General features: G+C 64.7%; 15 protein-coding genes. 11 read left to right on the top strand and 4 right to left on the bottom strand.

Features of this window, described 5'->3' with window-relative positions:
• Positions 1-445 precede the first annotated feature (445 nt).
• Positions 446-676 (top strand): hypothetical protein, encoded by a 231-nt coding sequence (locus tag LAQ73_RS14020; RefSeq protein ID WP_224268885.1) that lies wholly within the window; start codon positions 446-448, stop codon positions 674-676.
• Here LAQ73_RS14020 and LAQ73_RS14015 read toward each other — a convergent pair.
• Positions 673-1776, bottom strand: coding sequence for a tyrosine-type recombinase/integrase (locus tag LAQ73_RS14015; RefSeq protein WP_224268884.1), 1104 nt, complete (start codon positions 1774-1776; stop codon positions 673-675). The genes LAQ73_RS14020 and LAQ73_RS14015 overlap by 4 nt on opposite strands.
• Positions 1777-2102: 326 nt before the next feature.
• Here LAQ73_RS14015 and LAQ73_RS14010 point away from each other — a divergent pair, with 326 nt between their 5' ends.
• From LAQ73_RS14010 to LAQ73_RS13960, 10 genes are all read left to right on the top strand, one after another.
• A complete protein-coding gene (locus LAQ73_RS14010; RefSeq protein ID WP_224268883.1) occupies positions 2103-2492 on the top strand; it encodes a MaoC/PaaZ C-terminal domain-containing protein in 390 nt (129 codons plus the stop codon).
• Positions 2489-3163 carry a DUF4166 domain-containing protein gene (locus tag LAQ73_RS14005; RefSeq protein WP_224268882.1) on the top strand — a complete coding sequence of 225 codons (675 nt, stop codon included), beginning with the start codon at positions 2489-2491 and terminating at the stop codon, positions 3161-3163. The genes LAQ73_RS14010 and LAQ73_RS14005 overlap by 4 nt, the downstream gene beginning before the upstream one ends.
• Positions 3164-3394: 231 nt before the next feature.
• On the top strand, positions 3395-4243 hold the full coding sequence (locus LAQ73_RS14000) for an aldo/keto reductase (RefSeq protein WP_224268881.1): 849 nt from the start codon (positions 3395-3397) through the stop codon (positions 4241-4243).
• Between the two features lie 76 nt (positions 4244-4319).
• Positions 4320-4874, top strand: coding sequence for a peptide-methionine (S)-S-oxide reductase MsrA (gene msrA, locus LAQ73_RS13995; protein ID WP_224268880.1), 555 nt, complete (start codon positions 4320-4322; stop codon positions 4872-4874).
• A 62-nt stretch (positions 4875-4936) separates the two neighbouring features.
• A complete protein-coding gene (locus LAQ73_RS13990) occupies positions 4937-5119 on the top strand; it encodes a DUF5786 family protein (protein WP_224268879.1) in 183 nt (60 codons plus the stop codon).
• A gap of 235 nt (positions 5120-5354) precedes the next feature.
• Positions 5355-5903, top strand: coding sequence for a metal-dependent hydrolase (locus LAQ73_RS13985; protein WP_224268878.1), 549 nt, complete (start codon positions 5355-5357; stop codon positions 5901-5903).
• A 205-nt stretch (positions 5904-6108) separates the two neighbouring features.
• The gene (locus LAQ73_RS13980) at positions 6109-6882 is read left to right on the top strand and encodes a helix-turn-helix domain-containing protein (RefSeq protein ID WP_224268877.1); all 774 of its coding nucleotides are present in this window, start codon (positions 6109-6111) and stop codon (positions 6880-6882) included.
• Positions 6883-7382: 500 nt separating this feature from the next.
• Positions 7383-8981 carry a right-handed parallel beta-helix repeat-containing protein gene (locus tag LAQ73_RS13975; protein ID WP_224268876.1) on the top strand — a complete coding sequence of 533 codons (1599 nt, stop codon included), beginning with the start codon at positions 7383-7385 and terminating at the stop codon, positions 8979-8981.
• A 207-nt stretch (positions 8982-9188) separates the two neighbouring features.
• Entirely contained in the window at positions 9189-11600 is a 2412-nt protein-coding gene (locus LAQ73_RS17645; RefSeq protein WP_255634868.1) for a flippase, read from the top strand.
• A gap of 107 nt (positions 11601-11707) precedes the next feature.
• Positions 11708-13282 carry a hypothetical protein gene (locus LAQ73_RS13960; protein WP_224268875.1) on the top strand — a complete coding sequence of 525 codons (1575 nt, stop codon included), beginning with the start codon at positions 11708-11710 and terminating at the stop codon, positions 13280-13282.
• 119 nt (positions 13283-13401) lie between these two features.
• Here LAQ73_RS13960 and LAQ73_RS13955 read toward each other — a convergent pair whose 3' ends face one another.
• From LAQ73_RS13955 to LAQ73_RS13945, 3 genes are all read right to left on the bottom strand, one after another.
• On the bottom strand, positions 13402-13962 hold the full coding sequence (locus tag LAQ73_RS13955; protein ID WP_224268874.1) for a hypothetical protein: 561 nt from the start codon (positions 13960-13962) through the stop codon (positions 13402-13404).
• Between the two features lie 207 nt (positions 13963-14169).
• Positions 14170-15540 (bottom strand): polysaccharide deacetylase family protein, encoded by a 1371-nt coding sequence (locus tag LAQ73_RS13950; RefSeq protein WP_224268873.1) that lies wholly within the window; start codon positions 15538-15540, stop codon positions 14170-14172.
• A gap of 78 nt (positions 15541-15618) precedes the next feature.
• Positions 15619-16998 carry a glycosyltransferase family 4 protein gene (locus tag LAQ73_RS13945; protein WP_224268872.1) on the bottom strand — a complete coding sequence of 460 codons (1380 nt, stop codon included), beginning with the start codon at positions 16996-16998 and terminating at the stop codon, positions 15619-15621.
• Positions 16999-17291: the final 293 nt, after the last annotated feature.

Here is a 17291-nt window from a genome sequence, read left to right as displayed (position 1 = left end):
CACCACGTCTCTCCGGCGTGTCTTAACGTTATCCACGTATCGACGACTGTATGAAAATTATACAATTTGTGAACCGTGTTTCGATTGGCCGACCAGGAGAGGTCCGATTCGAGCGCCTGCAAAACTGGTCACGTATTCAGTTCTCGGTTCGATGCGTCGCTCCTCGCAGAGAGCACCGTACCCCCGTCGGCCGATTCAACGAAAACTCAAAGAAACAGACGCGAAATTGATTCGGATACGTCCATTTTATATACCCGCTTGCGGTAGCGTCGCACGCGACGCCCGCGCACACTCTGGTCAGTCACGGTTCAGACATGCGTTGGGTACGGGCGTCGCATCGGTCTCCGTTTCTCTGTACTGGAGTGGCCGACGTCGAGAGTCGAGGCGTCGCTCGCGGTACCGTCCTGCCATCAGTTATTCACGTCTCGCGTCCGTTCTCTACAGTATGGCGTCACAACTGTCCGAGGACGACGTCGGCAAGTCCGTGTACGACGACGACGGAAACGAAGTCGGTACCGTCGACGAAGTGACCGACGAGGGTTTCTTCCTTCGGTTCGGCGAGGGTGTCGAAGTCACGTGGGGCGGCGCAGACGAGGACCGATACCCCATCGGTTCGGGCTCCGTCGCGGACGTGACGGCGGACCGCGTGACGCTCGAAGGCGACTTCGAGGGTTAGTCCCGCTTCAGAACTCGGTCGACTTCTCTCGCCGTCTCGGCCGCCCGGATGTCGGAGTACGACTCGTGGGTCGTCTCGATGCTCGCGTGTCTCAGCGCCGATTGCGCGAGCTCGGCGTGGCCGTTGGCGTACAGTTCGTGGCCGAGTCCGCGCCGCGCCCCGTGCGGCTTGAGATACTCGCCGCGCACGTCGATTTCCGCGTCGGCGCAGAGTCGCTTCATCACGCTCCGCGCGCCGTCCGTCGTGAGCGACGGCGGTGTCACTCGCTCCTCGCGGAGCACGGCGGGTAGAGGTAGCTCCGAACAGCGTTCGTCGATCTCCTCGTCAGTCCACCCTCGCTCGCCGAGCTGTGTCTCGACGGCCCGCCGAAGCGACGGACCGTGAGCGGTCGGGAACACCGGCCACGACGCATCCGCGGGCTCACACCGCTCGCGGTGGTCGAGAAGCGCCGCACCCGCACGCTCCGGTAACTGCGCGTACTCGTACTCGCGGGACTTTCCGAACACCCGGACGGCGTTGGCGTCGAGGTTGACGTCCGTCCATCGAAGTCCAACCCGTCGCTTGTCGGCGGTCGCGGCGAACACCTCGCCGCCGCGGACTCCCGAGAGCGCCAGCAACGAGACGAGCGCTCTGTTCCGGAACGCTCGGCGAATCTCTCGGTCGGAGCCGTCCGACTGGACCTCCTCGGTCCGCCGATCGACGTAGGTCAGTATAGCATCACGTTGTTTACGACGCCAGAACTGCCGGTCCCTATCACCGTGGTCTTCGGGGAGTTCGTCGGTCGCGCGCGCCGATTTTGCCGGATTCGTCGCGGCGAGTTCGTCGGCGACGCAGAAGCCGAGAAACGCTCGGACGTACGCGTAGTACGTGTTCGCCGTGCTCGCTCGGAGGTTGCCGTCGCGGACGAGTCTCTTGAGGTGGCGGGCGTAGCGCCGACAGTGCATGACCGTCACCGCGTCGACTGCGGTCACACCCGCCTCCGCTCGAAGCCACGCGGCCCACTCGGTCAACACCGACCGGTAGTTCTTCCGGGAGTTGCCCGCCTCGACGCCGTCGAGATACCGCTCGATAGTCGATTCGATAGCTGCCTCCTCGCGCATCGCTTCTCACTGGTGAACCCATCGGTAAATAGCTGTCAGTGGCTCGGTGCCGGAGACCGGTGAGTCAACCTGCTCGAAACGGACTATATACACCGAAAGATGCTATACGAACTATCGGACCAGCGCATCTCGTCAAGACAGGGCAACAGGCGGCGTGTCCCGCCGGTAAGATACAGAAGTTGATAGCGACGTAGCTGGTGCGTCCGTCACGCCGGCACCGAGCGCCGAGGTCGACGGCGACATCACTGAGACGGCCTGAGACGACCCGCGGACCCGACCGATCGGCCCTCCCATTTTAGCGCGAAGCGAGCGTAGTACACCGAACGATGAGATCGCCGACGCCGGGCGAGAGCTACACCGTCGAACGAACGTTCACGCCCGAGGAGGTCGACCGCTTCGCCGACCTCTCCGGCGACACGCAACCGCAGCACACAGACCCCGACGACGAGGGGCGGCGGATGGTTCACGGCCTGTTGACGGCCACGCTGCCCACGCAAATCGGCGGCGAACACGAGGTCCTCGCGCACACGATGGAGTTCACGTTTTCGCGTCCCGTCTACACCGGCGAGCGAGTCACCTGTAGGTGGACCTACGAGACGGTCGAGGAGCGGGCCGACCGCTACGACCTCACTGCGGGGGTCGTCTGCTCGCACGCGGGCGAGCGCGTGCTGTCGGGGAGCATCACAGGGTTGATCTGGAAGGGTGAGGGTCGATGACCGGCGTCTACGAGCGCGCGCTCGGCGACGAGGCCAACGACCTCCACCCAAAACTCAGAGAGCGGTACACCCTCGACGCCGACGACGGCGCGCTCTGCGTCGGCCGCGGCGAGATGGATATCAGTCGCGGAACGCACGTCCTCCCGGCGCTGTACGCGATGGCGTCACAGGACCTCCTGTTTCCGGAAGGCGGTCACGGCGTTCCCTTCACCGTCAAAACCGTCGGCTTCCGCGACGACGCCGGAGACGAAGCGCTGGCGACGGTTCGGGAGTTCTCCTTCGGTCGAAGACGCCGCCGGTTCGACTCGCTGACCGTTTGGGACGAGGACAACGAGCGACTGCTCGACTTCCTCGGCACCGACGGTCTCCTCGTCTCGGAACTTCTCCCCTCGGTCGAAGCGGGCGCGCTCGTCGTCGGAAGCGGTCGGCAGTGGGTCCGCCGCGACGAGCGATACGTTCGACTTCCCGGACTGCTCGCCGCGAACGTCGAGGTCCGCGACCGGTACGACGACGCTGACGAGCGATACCACGTCGACGCCGTCGTCGAGAACGTGCTCGCGGGCCACGTCCTCAGCTACCGCGGGAGCTTCACACAGGAGATGGAGACGCTCGACGCCGTCTCTGACGACTTCCGGCCGACGCACCGACTCGACGCGCTGCCACCGCGGTGAGCGGCCGGGGACCTCCCCGGGCCGACCGCTCGGCGTCCGACTCGTGGTGCGTCGACGACCGGTTGTTCAGGTCTCAACTCGATTCCGGAACGCCGCCGTCTCGTCGTTCTCCACGAGTCGGTCGACGTCCTCGGCGACGGGGGAGGCAAGCGTCGTGGTCGTCTCGGGGCGGCCGGCGGCGAGAGTGCCGGTGCCACAAGAGGCTACTGTTTCGCGGCCGTCTGTCCCTCTATGACGGTCGAAAATCTAAGCGACACGTTCGACATCGGCGGCGAGCTCACCGTTCATCGACTCGGCTACGGCGCGATGCGCCTCACCGGCGACGACATCATCGGCGAACCCGACGACACCGAGGAGGCCCACCGCGTGCTCCACGAGGTCATCGCGACGGGCACCGACTTCGTCGACACCGCCGACTCCTACGGCCCGGCCGTCAGCGAACGACTCATCGGCGAGGCGCTGCATCCGTACCCCGACGATCTGGTCGTCGCCACCAAGGGCGGCCTTCTGCGGAACGAGGACGGCGACTGGCTACCCAACGGCGACCCCGACTACCTCCGGAACGCGATTCTGGGAAGTCTCGACCGCCTCCGCGTCGACAGCATCGACCTCTACCAGCTCCACCGCCCGGACCCCGACGTCGGCTTCGAGGACTCCGTACAGGCGCTGGCCGAGCTGAAGGACGAGGGGAAAATCGGCCACGTCGGCCTCAGCAACGTCTCCGTCGAGCAGCTCGACACCGCCCGCGACATCGTCGATATCGCCACCGTCCAGAACCGATTCAACATCGGCGACCGCGAACAGGAAGACGTCTTAGCGGCCTGCGAGGACGCCGGTATCGGCTTCATCCCGTGGTACCCCCTCGGCGCGGGCGACCTCGGAGACAAAGCCGACGCCGTCGACGACATCGCCGACGCTCACGACGCGACGGCGCAGCAGATCGCGCTCGCGTGGTTGCTCCATCGCTCGGACGTCATGCTCCCGATTCCGGGCACTTCCAGCGTCGAGCACCTCCACGACAACGTCGCTGCCACCCACATCGACCTCTCCGACGAGGAGATGGCGCGACTGAACGAGTGACGACGCATCGTCGCGGACCTCCCGTCGGACCCCCGATTCCGTAGCATCTTAACGCGTCGCGCCCCTACCTCCGTCCATGAGCAACACAGAGACGGCGACGCTCGCCGGAGGCTGCTTCTGGTGTATCGAAGCCGCGATGAAGGAACTCGACGGCGTCCTCGAAGCCACCTCCGGCTACACCGGCGGCGACGTGGCGGACCCGACGTACAAACAGGTCTGCGCGGGTAACACGGGCCACGCCGAGGTCGTCCAGATTGAGTACGACCCCGAGAAACTGGGATACGAGGACCTCCTACAGGTGTTCTTCACCGTCCACGACCCGACGACGCTCAACCGGCAGGGCCCCGACGTCGGTACGCAGTACCGCTCTGCGGTGTACTACCACGACGACGAGCAGCGGAAACTCGTGGAGGCGTTCGTCGAGGAACTGGAAGCCGAGGGCGCGTTCGAGGACCCCATCGTCACCGAGATCGAACCGCTCGGCGAGTTCTACGTCGCCGAGGAGTACCACCAGGACTACTACGAGAAGAACCCCGGCGACGCCTACTGCACGTTCAACGCCGAACCGAAGATCAGGAAGGTCAGAGAGAAGTTCGCCGACAAAGCCAAGAAAGCGCCGGCCGACGACTGACGAGCCTGACACGAACTCCGGCGTATCGTACCTGTTTTGTATCGGTGTCGGGAGTTGGAAGTATGGGTTTTGGTAGCTACGACGAATCCGAGCAGCGAGACCAGAGCGTCAACGCCGACGCGAATGACGGTGTGAACGTCCACGAGAAGGACCACGACGGGAAAGTGACGTTCGACTCCGACGCGACGACCGACGACCTTCTCTCGAAACTCGAAGACATCAAGACCGCAGACGCGGACGACTGACGCCCGTCTGACACACGTTTATATTCTGGTTGTTCATATGCGATGATACAGACCGCAGGGTGTCGGGAACGCGGGTAGGGGTACACGTCGTTCACGCGCTCTGCGGAATTTTTAGTCCCCGAGCGGCCGCGCCGGGCGGAGCTGTCCTCCGTCGAACGTCGTGGTCTGTCGGACTCTCGTTACCAACCGGGGCGAATCCGCACGCTTATAGAGGGGAACGGATTTGCCGAATCCAATGTGGTTCCCCGCCCATCTCGCCCTCGGCTACCTCCTCGGCGTCCGCGCCCGCCTCGCGCTGGGGTGGTGTCTGCTGGGCACCGCGCTCCCCGACGTCGTCGACAAGTCGCTCGGACTCGCCGGCGTCCTGCCCGCCTACCAGACCGTCTCGCACTCGCTCTTCGGTCTCGTCCTCGTCGGGGCGGCGTTACACGTCGCCGTCGGCGAGGCCGCCAGTCGAGCGGGTGTCGCCTTCGCCGCCGGATGGCTCTCGCATCTCGGTGCCGACCTCCTCCAGTTGACGCTCGACGGGCGCGGAGCGCACGCCGCCGGAATGCTGGGATGGCCGCTGACGCACTGGTCGAATCCCATGGCCGACGGGTCGGTACCGGGGTACACCGATACGCTGCTGTCGGCGGTGCCGTTCCTCTCGGAGGGGTACGTTCTCCACTACTTCTCCTCGGCGTCGTTCCCGGTCGAACTGCTCGTCTGTCTCGTCGCCCTCGGACTGTTCGTCGCGGAGCGACGCCGGGGGCCTCGGCCGACTTCCGAGCGGTTACGACGATAACGCACGAAGGTCGGCTGTGACGACCGCCGTGTGTCGGCTTATCTCGTTGCTAAAGCCGCTCTTCGGGAAGCAACAGTCGAAACGGAGCTCTGGATTTATCTGACTCCCGACCCCAGTACTCCGCTAGTATGAGGGTCCACTCTCACCCAACGACAGCGCCGTCGAAGGCGGTGACACCGTCGACGAGCAGGTCCCGTCTCCGTAGGTGGACGGCCCCGTGCCGCTGAGCATGGGCGGCGACCCCGACGACCGTTCCGAACGGCGAACCGACGGCTCGCCGACGGCGTCCGACCTCGGGACGGACCACTACGACCTCGTCGTCGAAGCGTATCTCGCACACCCCTCCATCCTGCTGTGCCCGACGCTGGACGCCGCCTCCGAGGCGACCGTCCGACCGCAGTCACAGACGACGTACCGCGGCCGACGAACGCTGTTTTTCACCGCCGCGAACGTCGATTACGACGCGTTCGAGCGGGCACTCGTCGACGACCCGACCGTCGACGACCCGACGCTCGTCGGCGTCGAGTCGAACCACCGGACGTACCGTATCGGACTGGATGACTCGGCGCGGTGGCCGACCCAGATTCCGGAGGCGTTGGGCGCGTCGGTGATGGCGGCCGAGAACAACAGCGGCGGGTGGCACGTCCGCATGCGCCTCCCCGGTCGAAAGACGCTCTCGGAGTTGAGCGCCCGCTGTCGCGAGAACGACGTCGACTTCCACGTCCGGCAACTGTACAGCCCCGACGCGGAGAACGGCCGAAGCCGCGCGACGCGGTACGGTCTCACAGACGACCAGCAACGACTGCTCCGCGCCGCCTACGAGATGGGTTACTACGACGTTCCGCGACGGAGTTCACAGAACGAGTTGGCCGACCGGTTCGGCGTCTCGCCGTCTGCGGTCTCACAGCAGCTTCGCCGCGGCACCGGAGCCCTCGTCGAGAGCACGCTCGTCACCCCCGGCTTCGACCCCGAGTCGTGACCACCGTCCCCGACGAGGATGTTCGATGGGAGACCGTACCCCTCGACGTTGAGTCATAAAAGCTACACTATATCACATTTGTCTGAGTCTTAACACAAACACTGGTCCTCACCCACCTCCGCCGACTCTCGACCGCTCGTTGCCGCGATTCAACGAACTATTCCAAACAGCGGAAAAACACCGCGAGAGCCGATTTAGCAGGCTCATAACCCGCTGAGCCGTCGGATCGAAACCGGGAATGACCACCGTCGTCAGCGAGTCGAACTACACCTACTGCCGGCTACCGGTTTGGCGGCTAGTAAGCACCGATTAACCCCCGATTATCATCGACCTGTACTTAAAACCTACAGTGATGAACGACTGTCTATTAGAACTGATTGTTCTGTATTGTTTCCACGAACGTTGCACGCCAACCAAACGGATGGCCGCGTTAGGGGCACGATAACGGGGTGTCGAACACCGTTTTCGAGGATGAGTGGGGGTGCGACGGGTCAAACACTATGCCGAACAATACGTACGTCTGCGGAAACGAAGGGACAGTAGAATCGAACGACGATGCGACGAACCGAACACGACGTGGCTATCTCAAGGGCGTTCTCGGCGTGGGGGTCGCCGGAGCCGGTATCCGGTTGGGCACCGGTGTCGGCGCGGCGTCTTCGTCCGACATGACCGACCTCTTCGCGGAGTACGACCGCGTGTACGACGTGGTCGAAGCGGGTGCCGACAACACCGGCAACCAGCCGATAAACGACGTGCTGGAGAATCTCCGCGGCGACAACACGCTTCTCGTCTTCCCGCCGGGTCGCTACCGGATGGACCGACAGTTCCGGTTCTCGGGCTTCGAGAAGTTCGGCGTCGTCGGCAACGACGCGACGCTCGTTCCGGCGGACTACCACGAGTTCGAGGGACCGCAGTATCGGCTCTTCCGACTGGGCGTCCACTACGCCCCGGGTGCCGACATCCGATTCGAGGGGTTCGAGGTGGACTTCACCGCCGACGACACGGGTATCCGCGTCATCGACGCCCTCGCGTCGAAGCGACTGCAAGTCCGCGACATCGACATCGTCGGCCACCACGACAGCGGCACGTGGGGACCGGGTCGGTTCTGCGTCACCGACGCGGACGGCGTCGGTATCGTCGAGCGATTCCGCGCTCCCGGCGGCGGCGCGTGGGTCGACGAGACGCCCAACGACGGAAATCTCTGGAAAGGGCCGAGCGGCATCGTCTCGAACGTCCACAACCGCGGCGAGCTGACGTTCAAGGACTGCGAACTCGGCGCGTTCCCCGACAACGGCCTGTACGCCTCCGGCGGGACCGGGAAAATCGTCGTCGACGGCGGCCTGTACAAGAACAGCGACACCGCGAACATCCGGCTCGGCGGCGACGGGAGCGAGATCCGAAACGCGACCATCGTCGTCGACGACAACCGCCCGCAGGACGTCAACCAGCGGGCGATTCGCCTCGAAAACGGTGCGAACCTCTCGGTTCACGACACCGATATTCGCATCCCGTCGGTCAACGGACACGCGCTGACGGTGATGAACACCTGCGAGTCGACGTGGATTCAGGACGTCCGTATCTCGATGGCCGGTGACAAGGTGAAACACGGTATCGTCGTCTCTCCGGAGGCGGGCGAGACCACCATCTACCGCACGGCCATCGACATGAACACCCCCGGCGGCTACGGTATCAAACTCACCGACACTACCCGGACGGCGCGGGTGAACTGCGAGAGCGTGAAGATAACCGGCGACGTGGGCGACGAGGGAGCACGCTCGGGTATCTTCTGTGCGCGCGACAACGCGCGGTTCTCGATGGTGACCGTCGACCAGACCGGCGTAGGCCACCGCCGCGCTATCGAGAACGTCGGCGACGACTGTATGATATACGGCGGGGAGTACCTCGCGAGCGAACGGCCCATCTGTAACTACGGCGACGGCCTCCGCGTCGAGAGCACGTACGCCGAATCGACTGACGGTTATTACGCGCTGTATCTGTACGAACCCAGCCGCGACGCCTACGTCAAACAGAATACGCTCGTCAACGGCATCTACGACAAGTCCGAAGACGACCTTCGCGCGTGGGGCAACGAGTTCTAACGACGAGTAACGGGGACTAAACAGTCGGCGCGGCGGTCGCCCCGGTCGCGGATGTCGGCGGGTTACGACTGCCCGAATTTCGACGCCTCACCCGCATAGCGTCTCTATAATAATCACCCCGGAGCGCCGAGTGGCGACCATGTCACTGCGCCTCCACAGCATCGCCCCTGCCGGACGCCTCTCGCGTCGCTATCCGGTGAGTACCTGATGGACCGGTCGATCCTCAAAGGCATCCTCTCGGTCGGCGGCAGTCGCGTCGCCACGCTCATCATCGGCGCGGCGACGACGCCGCTTCTGTACCGCGAACTCGGCGATGCGAACGTCGGCGCGTACACGACGCTGCTTTCCGTGTTCGCGCTTTTGATGATCTTCGTCAGTTCCGGCGTCACCGACGGTGTCCGCAAGTACATCGCCGAGGACCGAAACGCGCCGAACTGGGAAGACGCCGTCGTCGGCTTCTACTTCCGCGTCGCCATCGTGCTCGCGGTCATCGGGAGCGGTGCGGTGCTCGTCATCGCCGAGACCGGCATCGGCGGCGTGCTGTTCGGCGACACGTTCGTCCAGTACGCGGCGGTTCTCGCCGGACTCGTCGTCGCCGCGCAGTTCCGCGCGTACACCCGCCGGACGCTGATGGGGTTCGGTCTCGAAGAGTACTCGGAACCCCTTCGGGTTCTCGACTCGCTTCTGTTCATCGGTATCGGCGTCTCGCTTGTCGTCCTCGGCCACGGCGTCCTCGGCGCGCTGCTCGGTCACCTCGTCTCCGGTATCGTCGTCGGTCTCATCGGCCTGGTGCTGGTCGGCAAGCAGGTGTCGCTCTCGGCGGTGTTTCGGGGTGCGCCCGACACGCTTCCGCGCCGCGAGATGCTGACGTTCAACGGGATGAGCATCGTACTGATGGCGCTCATGATGTCGCTGTACCACCTCGACATCCTGATGCTGCAGTACTGGGAACCGAACGCCGTCGTCGGCCACTACAAGGGCGCGCTCGCCATCGCGGAGTTCCTCTGGTTCGCCCCCATCGCCTTCCAGACGGTGTTCGTCCACTCTACCTCCGAGATGTGGTCGAAAGGGCAGACCGAGCGAATCTCGAAACTCACGGCGCAGACGACGCGCTACACGCTGCTGTTTACGGGTATCATGGCGCTCGGTCTCGCGGCGCTCGCACCGGTCGTCGTCCCCCTCTACCTCGGTGAGGAGTTCGTCAACGCGGTCATCCCGCTCATCCTGCTCCTGCCGGGGACGGTCGGATTCGCCGTCGCGCGCCCGATTCTCGCCGTCGCGCAGGGTAACGGGACGATGAAGTTCCCGGTTGCCGCGACGGGCGCGGCGGCGGCCATCAACGTCGCGCTCAACGTCACGCTCATCCCGCAGTTCGGCATGCGCGGGGCGGCCGTCGCCACCAGTATCGGCTACGGGACGATGTTCCTCTTTCACCTTTGGAGCGCGAAGAAGGTCGGCTTCGACCCCGTCTCGGAGGCCCGCCTCTTCCGGAGTCTGGCAACCATCGGCATCGCGGCCCCCCTCGTCCTCATCCTCCCGTCGCTCGTCGGCAACGACCTGCTCTCGTTGGTCGTCGTCCCGCCTGTCGGCCTGCTGCTGTTCGTCTGCGTCGCGTGTCTCACGGGTGCGCTCGGCGTCGGCGAGATACTCGAACTGCTCGCGGAGTTCCCCGGTCCCATCGGCAGCGTCGGCGACGACCTCTACTGGCGGCACACCCGGCTCGTCACCGACGGCGGGACCAATGTGATGCAGCGCGGCATGTTCGTCGCCGGCCTTCTGCTGTTCGTCGCCGCCGGCGGCGTCGTCCTCGCGGACGTGGGCGGCGACAGCGGCGACGGCGGCGGTCCGTCGATACCCGACTACGCCAACACCACGGAGACCGCGACACCGACGCCGACACCCACCCCGGACGCGTCAAACGAGACCACCGCCGGCGACGGCGGCAACCGGACCGGGGCGAACGGCACGAGCGAGTCGAACGCGTCGACGGCGACACAGACGCCCGAAAGCGGCGGCGGTGACGACGCCGGCGGCGACGGTGACGATGGTGACGACGACTCCAGCGGTATCGGCGACTGGTTCGGCGGTGGCGACGACGATGGTGACGGCAACGACGGCGACGACGGAGACAACGGCGATGGCGGCGACGGCGATCAGTCCGACACGCCGACGGAGACGCCGCCGACCACGTCGGAACCGACGGAGACGCCGAACGACACGACCACTTCGACACCCAACGAGACGGCGACGCCGGAACCGACGGAGACGCCGAACGACACGACCACGACGACGTCAGAACCGATAGAGACGACGACGTCCGAACCGACTGAGACGACAACGTCGGAACCGACCACAACGTCAGAACCCACGACGACATCGGAACCCACGACGACATCGGAACCCACGACGACATCGGAACCCACGACGACATCGGAACCGACGGAGACGACCACTTCGACGCCGAACGAGACGACGTCGGAACCGACCACGTCGGAACCGATAGAGACGACAACGTCGGAACCGACGACGACAGACACGTCGTCGGGCGACGACACGAGCAACGACGACGCTAGCCTGTTCGGCGCACTCCTGGCGCTTCGGTCGGCGTCACTGTTCTAAGCCGATTTCTCTGGATTTTGATGTCTATTTGAAGGGACGAAAATCCACAATTCTGTGTGATTCAATTGTTTCGAGCGTTGTGACGCGGGCTTCGGAGTATTAGCTGCGTGGTAATAAAATACATTCAGCAGCGCGTGAGAGACGTGCCTACCGACAACTCTCGAAACAGGCAACTGAATCGTCGCTCGTATCTCTCACTGGCCGGGGCCGCCGCCCTCGGCGTCGCATCGTCTTCGGGCACCGCCGCCGCGACGCACTCGTTGAACGACGACTACGGAACCGTCGTCGACATCGTCGACGCCGGTGCCGACCCGGAGGGGGACGAGTCGATTACACCAGTTCTGCGCGACGTAGCGGACGACGACACGCTCGTCAAGTTTCCACCGGGCCGGTACTACATGGACGAGCAGTTCCGCTTCACCGGGTTCGAGAACTTCGGACTCGCCAGCAACGGCGCGACCATCGTCCCGGCGAACTACTACGAGTTCGACGGCCCGCGGTACCGACTGTTCCGCCTCGGGGTCTCCTACGACCCCGGCACCGACCTCCACATCGAGAACTTCACCATCGACCAGACCGCCGCCGACACGGGTATCCGCGCCTTCCACGTCGAAGTCGACGACGGCCTCGTCGTCCGAGACATCGACATCGTCGGCGAACACGACAGCGGCACGTGGGGGCCGGGGCTGTTCAACATCACCAGTTCGTCGGGGTCGGGCCTCGTCGAGAACTTCCGCGCACCCGACGGCGGTGCGTACTCGACTCAGACACCGGGCGACCTTCGGTGGGGACCGACCGGCATCCTCGTCGACGTGAACCACGAGGGAACCATCGAGTTCCGCGACTGCGAACTCGGCGCGTTCCCCGACAACGGCCTCTACGTCTCCGACGACGACGGTCAGGTGATCGTCCGCGGCGGCGAGTACCGAAACAGCCGGGCGGCGAGCATCCGACTCGCCGGACGAGACAGCTACGTCCGCGGCGCGACGGTCGTCGTCGACCGAACCCGCGAGTACGACGTCTCTCAGCGGGGTATCCGCCTCGAAAACGGGTCGGGACTGTCGGTGTTCGACACGACGATTCGACTCGATGCGGCCAACGGCGCGGCGGTGTCGGTGCAGAACAGCGCCGACTCCGCGTGGCTCTCGGGGCTCTCCATCAGCGTCGACGGCGACCGACCGAACCACGGAGTCGTCGTCTCGCCGGAGGCCGGCGAGACCGTGCTCCTCCGTAGCGATATCGAACAGCATACCCCCGGCGGTTACGGCCTCTGGACTAAGGACGGGCTGAACCCCGCCCGCGTCGTCGCCGAGTACTGTACGTTCACCGGCAACGTCGGCGACGACACCTTCCGTGCGGCGATTCGCGCCGACCGGGACAACACCCAGATTCGCGCCGTCACCATCGACCAGATAAGCACGCGATACCGCCACGGCATCGAACTCACCGGCGACGACTGCTTCCTCTACGGCGGCCGGTACCGTTCCGGTGGCTATCCCGTCGTCAACGTCGGCGACGACACGTGGATGGAGGAACTCACGGCCGGGTCGACCGGCGGCAAGGAGGCGGTCCAGCTGTACGACCAGAGCAGCGGCGTGACCATCAAGGAGAGCGTCCTCGAAAACGGCATCGAGGATCTCGGGTCCGCGGGACTGCGAGCGTATCTCAACGAGTATCCGTAAGTCGATCTCGACTGTGGGTGGGGTGTCTATTCTGCGGGGTGCGCTCGCCGGCACTGTTCTCGGATATGGCACCGTATCGACGTCCGTTCGAGCGGCGCGACTCGTTTCTCCCATTTTCGTCAGAAGAAGAACCTGATGAGTCGAACGGTGTAGCGCGGGACGACGGAGACGGAGAGTACCGTGAGCACGGCGGCGAAGCAGAGAAAAACCATCCATTCGACGACGGCCCGCAAGCCTCGTGTCGTCACCGCGTGGGAGAGTATGGCGAGCACGACAGCGACGACGCTCACTGCACCGAGGACGAGGCTGTTTCGGGTGGACTGCACCGACGGTGAGATGTCGACGAGAGTTCCAACCGTCACTGCGAACACCACCGCCGCGAATACGAGTCCGACACCGAAACTCGCAACCGCGAGGACGTAGACGCTGACGAATCGCCAGTCGAACAGCGAGTTGACTTCTCGCCCGCTCACCCGTTCGGTGAGGGAGACGAACCGATAGCGGACGGTCGGCAACACGTACAGAACCGGCATGGAGACGGACGTGATGACGACTCCACCGAGCAATATCACGGCGAAAACGAGAAGCGCCACCACGAGGAAGAACAGGAAGAACCCGAGACCGCCGACGAGCAAGACCAACAGTTCCCGCAGCGTCTCGAACAGGCCGCCGAGTTCCATCGTAGACGCTTGTCACCGACGTGCGATAATTGCATCTATAAACGGATATGTCTGCGACAGCCGTCGGAGTTCGTTGGAAGACGCGAGAAACGAAAAGCGAGAGAAAACAGGGAACCGAACCCACGAATCGGCCCGATGCACGTCTGACCGAAACGGAGACCGCGTGGAGCCAACGGGGAGTCGAGCGACGGGTCGCAGCGAACCCGATTACGGCGCGGATTTCCGGAGCTTCCAGAGGTCAGAGAAGTTGATGACCTCGATGCCCTCCTTCTGCGTGACGTGTTCGAGGAGCTTCCGGTAGTCGCCTTTGCTCATCGTGTTGTCGTTGTTGAAGTCGTGGAAGTTGAGGATGCCAACGTTCTGGTGTTCCGCACAGAGGTCGACGACGCGCTTGGAGATGTCCAGGTCGTGACCGACCGTCCGCGGCAACACCAGCGGGTCGAACGCGTACGCGCTCGTCGTGTTCGGCTCGAACGACTGGTTCATGCCGCCCATGTAGTGGTACTTGTTGACGACGTCGAGCGCCGTCGCGTCGTAATCGTTGCCGGGGTAGACGACGAAGTTCGAGCCCTCGAAGCCGTGGCCGAGAAGCCACTGCTTGTTCTGACGAACCGTCTTCTCGAGTTCGTCGCCGGAGAGCGAGTGGAACCGGTTGCGGATGCTCTCGTGGGCGACGATCTCGTCGCCGGCCTCGTGACGCTCTTTCAGTTCGCCGAGCGTCATGAAGTTCTCCTGGCCGACGAACCGCGGTACGGCGGCCTGCACGGCCGGGACCTCGAACTCGTCGTGGAGCGGTGCGGCGTCGTCGTAGTAGCTCTTGCGTCCGTCGTCCCAGCTGAAGACGATGTAGCCCTTGTCGGGTTTGTCGTGGATGCGCAGGTCGTCGACCCACACCTCGATATCGTCGCCGGTGGCGTTGTTGGCGACGATTTCGATGCGCGAAATCTGCGTGAGGTCCGGCGGCGTGTTGCTCGTCTCGTAGACGCCCGGTGCGGTGCGGAACCAGCCCACGTCGGGCGTCTCCATCGTGATGTTCCGCAGTTCGAGCACGGCGTAGTTGCCGAACGGGTCGCGGAGGTAGACGAACAGCGCGAACTTCGAGGGCGTCGTCGAGCGCAGCGCGAGCGAGAAGTCCTTCTTCGTGAGGTCGCGGTTGTTCTCGAACGAACGCGCGATGCTGGCGTTGTCGCCGCCCTTGCCGACGAGTTTCGCGCTCTTGTCGCCGCGGAAGGCGTGCTCGGAGGAGGGCTCCAGTTCGCCCGCGTTCGAGAGCCACGTCGAGAGGTCGGTGAAATCGTCGAGCAACTCTCCCGGTTCGTTGTACTTCTCGCGGCTCTTGTACGTCGTCTCCACCTCCGCTGCCTCGTCGCTGACCGGTTCGTCGGTCTCGGCCGGTTCGTCGGTCGCCGCGCCGTCGCCCGCGGTCTGGTTCGCGCTCTGGGTCGACCCGTTGGCGGCGGAGTCGTTGGCGTCGTCGGGCGACTGGCCGCTACAACCCGCGACGGCGGCGAGACCGGCCAAGCCGGCCGCACCGGTGGTCTGGAGGAACCGTCTTCGGCTTCGACTGTCGTCCTTCATCTGTATCTCCCGCTTTGCAAACTGGGTCCATTACTATGGATCCGCTATGCGCTCGGTCCACCGGCGCTTACCGACGCGCTAATCGGGGCGAACGACTGTTCGCTCCGTTTCGAACGTTTCAGTCCGTTCGGTCGGACGCCGCCCGGCCCGAACGTCGGCGTACAGCGAGAGGAACTCGCCGACGACCCGTTCCCGCGAAAAACGCGCCAACTGGCCCGGAATCGCCGCTCGGTAACCGTCGTACCCTTCTCGCAGGCGTCCGAACGCGCGGGCGAGCGACTCGGGGTCGTCCGACTCGAAGCGGACGCCCGCGTCGCCGACGATGAAATCGGTGCTGCCGACGTCCGAGGAGAGCACGGGCGTCCCGCTCGACAGCGCTTCGAGGAAGACGCGGCCGAACGGTTCGTCGAGCAGACCGGGATAGACGAACGCGTCGGCGGCGGCGTACTCCGCCGGCAGGTCGTCGTGGTCGACGAACCCCAGCCAGTCGACGTGGTCGTCGACGCCGAGGTCGGTCGACAGCGACCGAAGCGCGTCGCCGTACGGGCCGGCCCCGGCGATGCGAACGCGCACGTCGTGGCCCGCGTCGAGTATCGACGGCAATGCTCGGAGCAGCACCTGAAAGCCCTTTACGTACTTGAACGCGCCGACGGCGAGCAGCGTGAACGGGTCCTCCTCGCTCCGTCCCAGGTCGGGATCGCCGCCGCGTTTGTACGCCGCCGGCTCGGAGACGGCGAACTCGCCGCTGTCGAAGTGCGGAATCACCTTCAGCCGTTCCTCGGGGAAGCCGAAGTCGGCGTAGTCGTCGCGCTGGTGCGGCGACAACAGATGATAGGCTGAGATGCCGTCCCGCGCCGCGATGGAGTTTTGGACGAACTCGACCTTTGCGAGCGAGTCGTAGGAGGACCGGAGCGTCGTCTCGGCGCCCGACTTGCGAGTGTATGCGCTCCCGGCGATGCAGGCCGTGCATTTGGCTCGACCGGGTCCGCCGCACTTTTCGCGGTCCATCCACATCATATCGCCCTTCGGGCACACCGGTTGGTAGGAGTTCAACGTCACGACAGTCGGGGTCGAAAGCGACGACAGCGGTTCGATGAACCCCGTCGAGTACGAGTGGACGAGGTCGTGTCGCTCTAGCCGGTTGGCGAGGTCCTCCACGACGTCGATTTTCGTCAGGAGGGGGTGCGGCAGTTTCGGAAGGTCGTCGCGGACGACGTAGTCGACGCGGTCGGTCGCCGGTAGCTGTGACCGGTCGGCGGTTCGCTGGCTAACGACGTACACCGTCAAATCGTGGTGTTTAGACAGTTCACGGATGAGGAGAGCGGCGGTGTACGTCGCGCCGGTGCCGTCGAGACCGGGGACCTCGACGGGGAGGAAACCGACGTCGAGACGCTCGGCGGGCGTCGCGTTCGATTTGCGCGCGTCGGTCGGGTCAGGCGTCGGGTCGTCGTCAGCCACGGATCGTCACCGGGGACTGGTCCCGACGGCGTCGACGCGAGCTCGGGAGGGTCGATGCGCGCGCGCGACGCTGGCGAGGTGGAGTAGTCATCGAGAGACACTGTGCGCTTTAGGGGGATTATTATGAACCGGATAAGCCCGCGTTCACGCCCGAGACGCCGGTTACGCCCACCACAATCGGGTCGGTGAACTCGCTTACCCGGTCCATAGCAAAGCCCCGGGCGTTCGCAGAGAGTCGTATCCGAACCTATCGACAGCTATGATATCGACTACCCGCCGCCCGAGTCGGCCCG

Origin of the sequence: Haloprofundus salinisoli, from assembly GCF_020097815.1 — an archaeon.
GTDB classification, from domain to species: domain Archaea; phylum Halobacteriota; class Halobacteria; order Halobacteriales; family Haloferacaceae; genus Haloprofundus; species Haloprofundus salinisoli.
The sequence above is the reverse complement of the archived record's forward strand: the minus strand, read 5'-3'. Positions and strand labels throughout refer to the sequence as shown.